This window comes from Pectobacterium zantedeschiae, assembly GCF_004137795.1.
GTDB classification, from domain to species: domain Bacteria; phylum Pseudomonadota; class Gammaproteobacteria; order Enterobacterales; family Enterobacteriaceae; genus Pectobacterium; species Pectobacterium zantedeschiae.
This window is the reverse complement of sequence record NZ_NWTM01000001.1, coordinates 2,816,323-2,828,495: the sequence shown is the minus strand read 5'-3', so window position 1 is coordinate 2,828,495 and position 12,173 is coordinate 2,816,323. Positions and strand designations below refer to the sequence as shown.

Sequence of the window (12,173 nt, the reverse complement as noted above, 5' to 3'; positions counted from 1 at the left end):
GCACGCATACACTATGCCGCTGAGTAATGTTGTCGCTGAATAGTGTTCTTTGATTATGATGATGTTTCTTGTTGCTCTGTAGACGCTGGTGGAGCGGCGCTTTCTGCTGTCTGCGGCGTACTTTCTTCAGCGGGAATACTGGGTCTGGTTGCCGCATCGGTCAGAAAATCGATGACGCGCATGAGCGCCTCAGGTGCGGGTTGGCGTTTTACCTGCGTGTGGATGCTGTATTTGGCTCGCGTGTCCGTAGTCCGGGTCTGCGCCGATTTGTGTGACACCCGGCCTGCCATTTTGACCTTGAAAGCGCCCCATCCCAGTGAAGCCGCCAAATTGCCGTCTTCTCCGATGTCATCGGATGAAGATTCACTCTGTGTCACTTCAAGCTCAAAATCGATTGTTCCTTCTTCAATAGAAATAATCGGATGGGTAATGGCGGCAATCAGCGGTATGCGCATCGTTTTTGTCACCGCGCCTTTTGCTACACCACTTTCGTCTATCAGTGTTTCGTCGTAATCGAATTGGATGGCGACGGCTTTATTATTCTGAATACATACGGATAATAGAAAATCCGTATAGGCCTTGCTGGCTTGAACCTGTGCGTTAATCATTGCCTGTAATGGCCCGCTAATCATATTTTCCAGCGGTAACGCATTAATAACCGAACCGATAAATTGTGAATCCATCGGGACCTCCAATTATCTGCGAATAGGGTGTGATGTACTGTCAATAAAAAATAGCAAAGGGAAGGAAAAAAAATACCCGTCAGGGTGCAGGTGGGCTTTCGCATTCTGGCATAGTCCTTTTGGTATATAGGCAATAATGTCTTTTATTTGTTAAACCCATACTCAGATATACGCGTTATTTCATGTTTCTTTCTGGTACTAACATGACGAGCTTATCGTTACATGCTCTCATTTCTACAGCATTAATTTTTCACCGCGTGAGATACCGGAAGTCGCGTTAGAACCATTCCCGAAAAAGCATCCTTTTACAATATGGAAGGAAAATGATGAAGAATAGAAAAGCTGTCTTTGAAATTATCTCTGAATGGTCATTGAAAAGTCCTAATAAGACTGCGGTGGAATTTAATGGCGATAGGTTGAGTTATCAACAACTAGAAACACGCTCACGCCTGTTGGCTGATTATCTGTTATCACGCTACCCGAATAATAAACGTGGCAGAATTGCTGTCTATCTGGAACCCGGTGTGATGATGCCCGTAGTCTTGCTAGCTATTTTAAAAGCAGGACATACTTATGTTCCTCTTTCGCATTTTCATCCGTCAGAAAGAATCATTCAGATTCTTGATGACTCTTCGGCATTTTTACTTATTTCCACACGTTCGATGTTAAATAAAACGGCTATCGATAAGGTTTTTTCCTCTACGCTCGTATTAGAGGATATCCATTATCCTGCTGAATCCGCTGCAACATTACCACCTGTTTCCGAAAACGATCTCGCTTATATTCTTTACACTTCCGGTTCTACAGGAAAGCCAAAAGGCGTGGCCATTGAGCATCGTAACCTGAGCTACTACCTGAATTGGTTTAACGAAGATGTGTGGCCGGAGACGTGTGCGACGCTTCCTCTGACATCGACACTCAGTTTTGCCGCCGCCGTGACACAGCTTTATGCGCCTTTATTACGCGGCGATACCCTATTTATTTTGCCTGCCGATAGTTTGAATGAACCCGAGGTTTTATTACGCTGGCATCAACAGCATCCAGAGGGGGCCATTTACTGCGTACCGACCGTTTGGGATGAGCTACTGCGCTACCAGAAATCGTCTTCTCACGCGTGGGCTTTGCCCAAAACGGTCTTTCTCTCTGGCGAGCCCGTCTCTTTTGATTTAAAAGAGCGCACATTCGAGCAGATCCCTAATGTCAGGCTTTTTAATCTCTATGGCCCGACGGAAACGACGGCCAACTGCTCGTTCGCTGAATTAAAACCAGGCAAAAGTGTGACGCTCGGTAAGGCACTGCGTGGCAGCGAAATTCTGATCGTAGATGAGAGTCTGCGCCCCGTGTCTGAAGGGGAAGAAGGGGAGATTTGCGCTATCGGTGAAGGCGTTGCCCGTGGTTACATTAACCGCGATGAACTCACTCAACAGCGTTTCTTTACCCACGTCAGCGGCGATAAACGCTATTGGGGACATCGCACCGGCGATCTGGGGAAAAGGACGCCGGAAGGGGAGATCGTATATCTGGGGCGTCTCGATCGGCAGATTAAGATTAATGGTATTCGAATTGAACCTGAAGAGGTTGAGATTGTTTTGCGTCAGCATGCTGATATCGATACGGCACTGGTGCGGCCGATTCAGGAAAACGGACGCCAGCGCCTGGTGGCCTATCTGGTGAGTCGCAATCCGTCGCTTGCTACGAACGACCTGCGCCGATTCTTGCAAGACAAGCTGCCGAGAGCGATGCATCCAGCCCATTTTATTATGCTGGAAACCTTGCCGAAATTGCCTAACGGAAAACTGGATGTTAGCCGACTTCCGGCGCCTTGCCCGCAGCGCCCTGAGCTAGGATATCCTGTTAAAACCGCAGGTAATGAGCTGGAGCAGGAACTGATCGATATCTGGCAGGAAGTGCTTGGTTTTCGTGAACTCGGAGCCAATGATAACTTTTTCGATCTGGGGGGAGATTCACTCCAGGCGATGAAGGCCAGGCTACTGATTCGCAAACGGCTGTTTAGTGAAATCGACTACCCGCTATTTTTCAACAACGCGACTCCCCACTTGCTTGCTTTCATCGTTCCTTACTATGTTAATGACGACGAGCCCACATTTGACGGGGGTAAAACGGATACCGAGGAATGTGCTCCATCATCACAGCAGCGCTATTTTCTGACGTTGGATCAGCTCAGCCCAGAACCTTCGGTTTATCAGTTGGCTTTTCGTTTGACGATAGATGGGACACTGGATGAGTCTGCTGTCGAGTGGAGTATCCGGCGTATTCTGGAAGGTAATCCGGTGCTGAGAACCCGCTTTGATCTGGACGGGATACTGTGTCTTGAAGGCGATTATCCTACCGAGGCTATTCAGATTGAACGGCTGACGGCGCTCCCTCCCGGTGGGTTTGCCAATACGCTAAGCGACCGACAATTGCTGGAACTGGTCAATACGCCAGAGATGGATATAGAACATTCACCGCTCATCTGTTTTCATCTGGTTTCGCTGACGACGCAACGGCATATTCTGCTGGTGCGTGTGCATCATACTGTATTCGATCATGATGCTATCGGATTGTTTTTTAGTCAATTTGTTGAGTATGTCCGTGCTTATAGCGCGGGTGACCGCAGCTATAAAATAGGCGATGGGGAGCGTCATCTGCGTTACCGGCAACAGCAATTGCGTATCAAAGATAAATGCTATCCGATAGAGCGCCAGTTCTGGTTGAACAAGATGGAGGATTATCTGACCGCGGGGGCTGATGCGACAGCATTTCCGCTAAGTGCAAGCCAGGATGGAGAAAACTATTGGTGCATTTTGTCTGATACGCTAACGCAGGCGATAAAACACTATGCCCAGCAGCATCGCACGACGCCGTTTGTCTGTATGCTGACTGCTTTTACTCTGTTGCTCAAAACAACAGACTATCGTCATGTTCCCATCGGTATTCCAGTATCGAACCGTATGTTGACGGACAACGCCACCACGATAGGCTGTTTCGTTAATATGGTGACTTACTATGATGATTCACCTGCTCAGGAATCTTTCAACACGCTCTTAGCTCGTAGTCAGAATAAGGTTCATGCCATTTTGGACAATCAGACGTTGCCCTATGATGTGTTAATGACTGATGTCCGGGCCAAAGGATGGTCTGATCGGCTACGTTTTCCAGTCAGCTTTAACTATCTGACGGCGATGCCGCCAGCTGTAAGGCTCAATGATGCTGAATATAGGATTGCGGACATTGCTAATCGCCAGGCACGGCTGGATTTAACGCTCTCTGTTTATGACGATGAGGCACTGACGCTGTGTTTTAATTATCAGCAAGCGGCGTTTAAAGCGGAAGATATCGCCGTGCTGTCGCATCAGTATCATCAAATTCTCATGGATATGGTGCAGCCAAATACCGTTCTCTTATGCAGTAACCTGTAGCTCATGCAAACGAGGCGTCCCATACTGAGACGCCTTCGTTGAGGATGGCTGGGCAAGTGGGAAAGGGGAAAACGAGGACAGGAAGGCTGTCATGCACCTTCCTGTCATATGGACTGTTGAATATAGGGCATCAGCTGTCTGATGCGTTTTTGTCATCGGACGTTTTTTCCCGAGCCTCATTGATCGAATGAACGCCCTTTGTCGCCTGTTTTATTTCCGATGCGACATCCAGAATATCGTTATTCTCTCGGTAGCTGAAGAAATTAGCCAACAGCGTAACGAGTCCTACGCTAATCGCACCAATCAGATAACCTAATCCTATTGCATTCTCCATTTTGTTGATATTAACGTGTAGTAATTCTGCGATAATACCTACCAGTGAGAATGCTGCTGAAATACTGATGATAATAATGATTAATGCACCGACAAATTTGTCATAATTGTTCAATTTCTGCGGTCTCCAAAAGAAAGAAATACTGAGTCCGCCGAATAGTCCTGAAATTGATGCAATCATATCGCTGAGCAAAATGCCATAGATGATAGGGGATGTTGAAAGATCCATAATATATCCGTGATGATGGTTTCTATGAGGTAGAGTTCTAGGCCTTTTTAAATGTTAGTTTGTTGCGATGGGTTTTAGGAACAGCGCTTTTTCTGCTTCCCTACGGTGTAGGAGTCCTTCCACGATTTGTTCACCATCTTTATCCCACCGTGGGAATTGATCGGCAGCGGCGTCATAGTCGCCCTGATTAAGCAGGCGTAATAATGTCGACTCCTCTAGATTTTCTACTCCCAGATTATAGGCAAATGAGGTTAACGCACCAAATTGATTTCCATTGAGATCAACTTTCACACAATGCTGAACCCCAGTTTCCGCCGTCTTTAAGTCTTGCCGTAATAGCAAGTCAGCTTCCTGTGTGGTAATGCCATTATTAAAGTTTTCATTTGATAGAATTAAGTGCCCATATCCAATGGTCCACCTACCAGCTGTATCAAGATACTTTGTTAATCTTAATCCTTCAAAACTCTTAATCAGATTAAGACCTGCGTCGTTGATCGTTTCTGGAATATTAGCCATTATTCTTTTCCTCTTGGATTATTCGGGGGATAACGAGATTGGTATATTCATCAATTAACCGCATGATGCTTTCTGGTGGTTCAATCGCCGTGAACTGCATTTCTATATCGATATGTTGACTATTTCTGCCGTTTTTGTTTTTTCCTGAAGGTGACATACTGACGTGAAAATTACTGATGTTATAACCGTCCAAAGACGAGGTGACTTCATCGTTGCTGACCGCATCGGTTCTCACTGTCATTTGCACTTTCATTTTTTCCAGCATCAATCCCCGTGGTGTAGAAAGGGCAACTAGCGGTAGTTCTATGTGGTGTCGAGAATCAAGCTGAATTGCAATAGTCTTTGGGGTTAACGCGCCATCAGCACTACGATCAAAAAAAGGATCGAGAGTTTGTTGATATTGATGAGCAATAAATTGGTTGGCGGCGGTAGCGGCGTGCTGCATGCCGCAAGCAATGTCTGCTAATGTCATTGCCTTTGATGTCGTGACGCGATCGTTTGACGTGGAGTGAGAGTTTTCTTCTTGGGTATTATTAGCATTATCTGTTTTTTTATTTTTCCCCGTTAGCCAATTCTTGAATGACATGCTCTCTCCTTATTTTATTTTCCAGTAGCTAAACGTAAATACTCTGGAGGAAATAAATGATAATTTGAGAAAACGTTAACAGATAATGAGTATGGAACGTATCAGTCATTGTGTTGGATATATCATGTAATGTGGCATAGGCCATTTATCCATAATTAAAAAACCAATTGTGCTAATTTTTATACATTTATGAAATCATTACACCATTAGGGTTTATTCTAAGGTGCTATTTCATTGATAATAGTATTTCTCTATGGTTTCTTATCTGAAAATATCATCTCAGTATGTGCGAATAAGCATAGCAGCGTCCATAAGGTAAACGGCATATGCCAAATGGCGTGATATCATTCTTTCAAGATAAGCTAAAACTTCTTAGAGGCATTTTTAAATGTGGCATTTTAAAATAAAGATAAATGGAGATTGCACAGTGAATGTTGTTATTATTGATAAATCCCCTGTTTTCATTCAAGGCTTATCTGTTGGACTGAATGATTTTATTCACGATGTCAATGTTGTTGGCGTAAAGGAAATTGACGATGTATGGTCCTGCCTTGAGGGGATGAATAACGCTTTTATTTTAATTAATTGTGATAAAGAAAATGGAGAGTACGGTTTTTTTCTTGAAACTCTGCATGATAAATATGTCGGTGTCAGTGTGATTATTATGGTTGATGTTATTGAAAAGAATGTTTTGAATAATTATCTGAAACACCATGTTATGGGTGTCATTCTTAAAACATCGCCTATCGACTCTATTGCGCAAGCATTAAAAACGGTCTCTATGGGAATGGTCTGCTTGCCAGATGATGGGGTGGTCTATGAAGGGTGGAGTGTCGATAACAGCGTAAAAGGTAAACTCAGTGAAAGACAGCATGAAGTTTTGCAACTGATTGCATCCGGCGCCTCTAATAAACAAATTAGTCGGACATTGAACATTAGTGCAGGAACTGTGAAATCACATTTGGAGTCGATTTTCAGACGACTTAATGTGCGTAACAGAACGCAGGCTGCGATCGTGCTGTTAGAAGAAGAACGAAGATAAATTTTATTTATTACATTATTTAGATTTAGTTATTGTTTGATTTAAGCATCAGGGAATCCTCATTATTGCGTCATCTCTTTTTGCCATCCTTGGGCTGCCGGGTCTTTCCTTAATGGCTGGCCTCTTTGCGGCTAGCGTGACAGTATAAGATCGACGCATAAAAAGTGGCATACCCAGTGTCGTGATTGCCGCCTCTTGGCAACCCGGGTTTGTTGACAAAGAAACGTATTCCGCGTATAAGAATCGCCTTCGTACCAATCCTATAGATGACTTGCATTTATGCAGTTGTCAGCGTAGTATTTGCCACGTTTTCGGACGCGGGGTGGAGCAGCTTGGTAGCTCGTCGGGCTCATAACCCGAAGGTCGTCGGTTCAAATCCGGCCCCCGCAACCACTTAACTTCCAGTAAAGTGTTTTTTCAAATACGTTCTTCACTCAATTTCTATCTCTTTTTGCAGTGATTTTTGAAAAAATCCTTCACCGAAAGTTATGCCGCGTGGTAAGCGGTATTAGGGTCCAGTTGCATAAAGCCCCGATTTATCGGGGTTTTTTGTTATTTGGCAACAAACAACTGGGCTATTAGGCCCTTTTTTTATGTCTTGGGGGTGGACTTGTCCACATTAGAGCAAAAATTAACAGAGATGATTTCAGCACCCGTTGCCGCATTAGGCTACGAATTGGTTGGAATTGAGTTCATCCGCAGCCGTCAATCGACGCTGCGTATCTATATTGATAGTGAAGATGGGATCACTGTTGATGATTGTGCTGATGTCAGCCACCAGGTCAGTGCGGTATTGGACGTAGAAGATCCAATCACTGTCGCCTACAACCTGGAAGTTTCGTCTCCAGGGCTTGAGCGTCCCTTATTCACGGCGGCACATTATCTGCATTTCGTCGGTGAAGAGGTGACAGTGGTGCTGCGTATGGCAGTCCAGAATCGCCGTAAATGGTTGGGTGTGATCAAAGCTGTTGACGGCGAAATGATCACCATAACAGTGGAAGGCAAAGATGAAGTATTCGCGCTGAGCAACATTCAGAAAGCGAATCTTGTACCCCACTTTTAAAGTTTGGATGAGGCAACTAGGATGAACAAAGAGATTCTGGCTGTTGTTGAAGCAGTTTCCAATGAGAAAGCCCTTCCGCGCGAGAAGATTTTTGAAGCGCTGGAAACCGCACTGGCGACAGCGACCAAGAAAAAATACGAGCAGGAAATTGATGTTCGCGTCAGTATCGATCGTAAAACAGGCGATTTTGATACCTTCCGTCGTTGGTTAGTGGTGAATGAAGTCACTCAGCCAACGCGTGAAATTACGCTTGAAGCCGCTCAGTTTGAAGACCCTGCTCTTGATGTTGGCGGTTACGTTGAAGATCAAATCGAATCTGTAACCTTTGACCGTATTACGACGCAAACGGCAAAACAAGTTATCGTACAGAAAGTTCGTGAAGCAGAACGTGCGATGGTTGTTGATCAGTTCCGTGAGCAAGAAGGCGAAATTATCACCGGTGTCGTGAAGAAGGTGAACCGTGATAATATTTCGCTTGAAGTCAGACCCATCGATGGTTCTAACACCAGTGCAGAAGCGGTAATTGGCCGTGAAGATATGCTGCCTCGTGAAAACTTCCGCCCTGGCGACCGTATTCGTGGCGTACTGTACTCTGTTCGTCCTGAAGCTCGCGGTGCTCAACTGTTTGTCAGCCGTTCCCGCCCGGAAATGCTGGTTGAACTCTTCCGCATTGAAGTGCCAGAAATCGGTGAAGAAGTTATCGAGATTAAGGCCGCGGCCCGCGATCCGGGTTCACGTGCGAAAATTGCAGTGAAGACGAATGACAAGCGTATCGATCCTGTCGGTGCTTGTGTTGGTATGCGCGGTGCACGTGTGCAGGCCGTCTCCAGTGAACTGGGCGGCGAGCGTATTGATATCATTCTGTGGGATGACAATCCTGCGCAGTTTGTGATCAATGCAATGGCACCTGCCGATGTAGTATCGATCGTGGTTGATGAAGATACCTGCACGATGGATATCGCCGTTGAGTCGAGCAATTTGGCTCAGGCGATTGGTCGCAACGGGCAGAACGTACGTCTGGCTTCTCAACTGTTGAAACAGCATCGTTCAGACGACCGTTGGGAACTGAACGTGATGACAGTGGAAGATCTTCAAGCCAAGCATCAGGCCGAAGCACATGCCGCAATCGACGTCTTTACCAAGCACCTTGATATCGATGAAGAGTTTGCCACTGTGCTGGTTGAAGAAGGTTTCTCCTCACTTGAAGAACTGGCCTACGTTCCAATCAAGGAACTGTTGGCTATTGAAGGCCTTGATGAAGAAACCGTTGAAGCATTGCGTGAGCGTGCTAAAGCTGCATTAACAACGCTGGCACTGGCGCATGAAGAAAGCCTTGGTGACGGTCAACCTGCTGAAGACTTGCTTAGCTTGCCTGGGCTGTCGCGTGAGTTGGCGTTCAAGCTTGCTGCGATCGGTGTTTGTACGCTGGAAGATCTTGCTGAACAGGGTGTTGACGACCTGACAGATATTGAAGAGCTCAATGATGAGCAAGCGGGCGAACTGATTATGGCCGCACGTAATATCTGTTGGTTTGGCGACGACAACGAATAACGAACTGTAGCAGGAAAGGAACAGCATGACAGATGTAACCGTAAAATCGCTGGCCGCAGAGATTCAAACTCCGGTTGACCGCCTGGTACAGCAGTTTGCTGATGCGGGAATGACCAAGTCTGCATCGGACTCTGTGACCCAGCATGAAAAAGAAACGTTATTAGCGCATCTGAACCGCGATCGCGGTAATGCGCCGAGTAAATTGACGCTGCAACGCAAAACGCGCAGCACGTTAAATGTCCCTAGCACTGGCGGTAAAAGTAAGTCGGTGCAGATTGAAGTCCGCAAGACACGCACTTATGTAAAACGCGATCCAATTGATGCCCAACAGGCTGAAGAGGAAGAGCAGGCACGGCGTGAAGCGGAAGAACAGGCACAACGTGCCGCTGAAGAGCAGGCTAAACGCGAGGCCGATCTGCGCGAAGCCGCTGAGAAAGCGAAGCGTGCTGCCGACGAGCAAGCCAAACGTGAAGCCGCTGAAAAAGCTAAGCGTGATGTAGCGGAAAAAGAAAAAGTGACGAACCAACAAAACGAAAATATGACCAAGCCGGCTCAGTCTGAGAAAGCGAAACGCGAAGCGGAAGCTGCTGAACTTAAGCGTAAAGCAGAAGAAACTGCACGTCTTAAAGTTGAAGAAGAAGCCCGTCGTATTGCTGAAGAAGCCCGTCGTATGGCTGAAGAAAATGCCGGACGTTGGGAAGCGGAAAGCGCTAAACCTGAAGAATCTGCCGATTATCATGTGACGACGTCTCATCATGCCCGCGAAGCGGAAGATGAAAACGACCGTCAGGTTGAAGGTGAACGCCGTAGCCGCACTCGTGCTGCTAAAGTCACCAAGCAGAAGAAAGGCAATCGCCAGTCTGAATCCAAAGCTGACCGTGAAGAAGCGCGTGCTGTTACCCGTGGTGGTAAAGGTAAGCGTAAGCCAAGTTCATTGCAGCAGAGCTTCAATAAGCCTGCTCAGGCGGTTAACCGTGATGTCGTGATTGGTGAAACGGTTACCGTTGCTGAGCTGGCTAACAAAATGGCAGTTAAAGGCTCTCAGGTCATCAAAACGATGATGAAACTGGGTGCGATGGCAACCATCAACCAGGTCATCGACCAGGAAACTGCGCAACTCGTCGCGGAAGAGATGGGCCATAAAGTTATCCTGCGTCGTGAAAACGAGCTGGAAGAAGCGGTAATGAGCGACCGTGATATGGGTGTTGCGGCAGAATCCCGCGCGCCGGTCGTGACCATCATGGGTCACGTTGACCACGGTAAAACCTCCCTGCTTGACTATATCCGTTCAACTAAAGTAGCAGCAGGCGAAGCGGGTGGTATTACCCAGCACATCGGTGCTTATCACGTTGAAACCGACAACGGTATGATTACGTTCCTGGATACACCGGGACACGCCGCGTTTACCGCAATGCGTGCTCGTGGTGCTCAGGCTACGGATATCGTGGTACTGGTTGTTGCGGCGGATGACGGCGTGATGCCTCAGACAATCGAAGCTATTCAGCATGCGAAAGCTGCGCAGGTTCCGGTTGTTGTCGCTGTAAACAAAATCGATAAACCTGATGCTGATCCAGACCGTGTGAAAACCGAGCTGTCTCAGTACGGTATCATGCCAGAAGAGTGGGGTGGTGAATCTCAGTTTGTCCACGTATCTGCTAAAGCTGGTACGGGTATCGATGAACTGTTGGATGCGATTCTGTTGCAGGCCGAAGTTCTCGAACTGAAAGCCGTTCGCAGCGGCATGGCAAACGGTGTAGTGATCGAATCCTTCCTGGATAAAGGTCGTGGCCCGGTTGCAACTGTACTGGTACGTGAAGGTACGCTGAATAAAGGCGACATCGTTCTGTGCGGCTTTGAATATGGCCGTGTCCGTGCGATGCGTGATGAGTTAGGCCGCGAAATCGCGTCAGCGGGTCCTTCTATTCCTGTAGAAATTCTCGGTATGTCCGGTGTGCCTGCCGCAGGTGATGAAGCTACGGTTGTTCGTGACGAGAAGAAAGCGCGTGAAGTTGCCTTGTATCGTCAGGGTAAATTCCGCGAAGTCAAACTGGCTCGTCAGCAGAAATCTAAACTGGAAAACATGTTCGCCAACATGACAGAAGGTGAAGTTTCTGAGCTGAACATCGTTCTGAAATCTGACGTTCAGGGTTCTTGCGAAGCGATTTCCGATTCACTGCAAAAACTGTCTACTGATGAAGTGAAAGTGAAGATCGTCGGTTCTGGTGTGGGCGGTATCACAGAAACTGACGCCACGCTGGCAGCCGCATCGAATGCGATTATCCTTGGCTTTAACGTTCGTGCAGATGCATCAGCTCGCCGCGTAGTTGAAGCGGAAAGCCTGGATCTGCGTTATTACTCCGTCATCTATGATTTGATCGACGAAGTGAAACAGGCGATGAGCGGTATGCTGGCGCCGGAATATAAGCAAGAGATCATCGGTCTGGCCGAAGTGCGTGACGTCTTTAAATCACCGAAATTTGGCGCTATCGCTGGCTGTATGGTGACTGAAGGTATCGTTAAGCGTCACAACAAGATCCGTGTATTGCGTGACAACGTGGTTATCTATGAAGGCGAGCTGGAATCTCTGCGCCGCTTCAAAGATGACGTTAACGAAGTCCGTAACGGCATGGAATGTGGTATCGGCGTGAAGAACTACAACGACGTTCGCCCAGGCGATATGATCGAAGTCTTTGAAACGATCGAGATCAAACGTACGATCGCGTAATCCGTTTTCAGCGACGACGTAAG

At 46.9% G+C, this 12,173-nt stretch carries 9 protein-coding genes and 1 tRNA gene; 6 read left to right on the top strand and 4 right to left on the bottom strand.

Annotated elements, in window-relative coordinates:
* Positions 1-53: 53 nt before the first annotated feature.
* On the bottom strand, positions 54-683 hold the full coding sequence (locus CLR69_RS12770) for a DUF2589 domain-containing protein (RefSeq protein WP_129712827.1): 630 nt from the start codon (positions 681-683) through the stop codon (positions 54-56).
* A gap of 323 nt (positions 684-1,006) precedes the next feature.
* On the opposite strand from CLR69_RS12770, the gene CLR69_RS12765 reads away from it, so the two are divergent.
* On the top strand, positions 1,007-4,105 hold the full coding sequence (locus CLR69_RS12765) for a non-ribosomal peptide synthetase (protein WP_242451602.1): 3,099 nt from the start codon (positions 1,007-1,009) through the stop codon (positions 4,103-4,105).
* A 130-nt stretch (positions 4,106-4,235) separates the two neighbouring features.
* Here the strand turns inward: CLR69_RS12765 and CLR69_RS12760 are convergent, their stop codons facing one another.
* The 3 genes from CLR69_RS12760 to CLR69_RS12750 are packed head-to-tail and all read right to left on the bottom strand — an operon-like array spanning position 4,236 to position 5,769.
* Positions 4,236-4,667: a hypothetical protein gene (locus tag CLR69_RS12760; RefSeq protein WP_129702796.1), complete on the bottom strand. Its 432-nt coding sequence runs from the start codon at positions 4,665-4,667 to the stop codon at positions 4,236-4,238.
* A gap of 54 nt (positions 4,668-4,721) precedes the next feature.
* The gene (locus CLR69_RS12755) at positions 4,722-5,183 is read right to left on the bottom strand and encodes a lysozyme (protein ID WP_129712826.1); all 462 of its coding nucleotides are present in this window, start codon (positions 5,181-5,183) and stop codon (positions 4,722-4,724) included.
* Positions 5,176-5,769: a DUF2589 domain-containing protein gene (locus tag CLR69_RS12750; protein WP_129712825.1), complete on the bottom strand. Its 594-nt coding sequence runs from the start codon at positions 5,767-5,769 to the stop codon at positions 5,176-5,178. Before CLR69_RS12750 ends, CLR69_RS12755 begins: the two co-directional genes overlap by 8 nt.
* Positions 5,770-6,196: 427 nt before the next feature.
* Here CLR69_RS12750 and CLR69_RS12745 point away from each other — a divergent pair, with 427 nt between their 5' ends.
* The 5 genes from CLR69_RS12745 to infB all read left to right on the top strand — a co-directional run bounded on the left by CLR69_RS12745 (position 6,197) and on the right by infB (position 12,150).
* A complete protein-coding gene (locus CLR69_RS12745; RefSeq protein WP_129702799.1) occupies positions 6,197-6,811 on the top strand; it encodes a response regulator transcription factor in 615 nt (204 codons plus the stop codon).
* 316 nt (positions 6,812-7,127) lie between these two features.
* Positions 7,128-7,204 (top strand) — tRNA-Met (locus CLR69_RS12740).
* Positions 7,205-7,421: 217 nt separating this feature from the next.
* Entirely contained in the window at positions 7,422-7,874 is a 453-nt protein-coding gene (gene rimP / locus CLR69_RS12735; protein WP_010279686.1) for a ribosome maturation factor RimP, read from the top strand.
* A 21-nt stretch (positions 7,875-7,895) separates the two neighbouring features.
* On the top strand, positions 7,896-9,425 hold the full coding sequence (nusA, locus tag CLR69_RS12730) for a transcription termination factor NusA (protein WP_129702800.1): 1,530 nt from the start codon (positions 7,896-7,898) through the stop codon (positions 9,423-9,425).
* Between the two features lie 25 nt (positions 9,426-9,450).
* Complete coding sequence (gene infB, locus CLR69_RS12725) at positions 9,451-12,150, top strand: translation initiation factor IF-2 (RefSeq protein ID WP_129702801.1); 2,700 nt, start codon at positions 9,451-9,453, stop codon at positions 12,148-12,150.
* Positions 12,151-12,173 lie beyond the last annotated feature (23 nt).

Bases quoted from the DNA above. Each gene is read 5' to 3' on its own strand.
- CLR69_RS12770 (WP_129712827.1), bottom strand. From the start codon at position 683: ATGGATTCACAATTTATCGGTTCGGTTATTAATGCGTTACCGCTGGAA.
- CLR69_RS12765 (WP_242451602.1), top strand. From the start codon at position 1,007: ATGATGAAGAATAGAAAAGCTGTCTTTGAAATTATCTCTGAATGGTCA.
- CLR69_RS12760 (WP_129702796.1), bottom strand. From the start codon at position 4,667: ATGGATCTTTCAACATCCCCTATCATCTATGGCATTTTGCTCAGCGAT.
- CLR69_RS12755 (WP_129712826.1), bottom strand. From the start codon at position 5,183: ATGGCTAATATTCCAGAAACGATCAACGACGCAGGTCTTAATCTGATT.
- CLR69_RS12750 (WP_129712825.1), bottom strand. From the start codon at position 5,769: ATGTCATTCAAGAATTGGCTAACGGGGAAAAATAAAAAAACAGATAAT.
- nusA (WP_129702800.1), top strand. From the start codon at position 7,896: ATGAACAAAGAGATTCTGGCTGTTGTTGAAGCAGTTTCCAATGAGAAA.
- infB (WP_129702801.1), top strand. From the start codon at position 9,451: ATGACAGATGTAACCGTAAAATCGCTGGCCGCAGAGATTCAAACTCCG.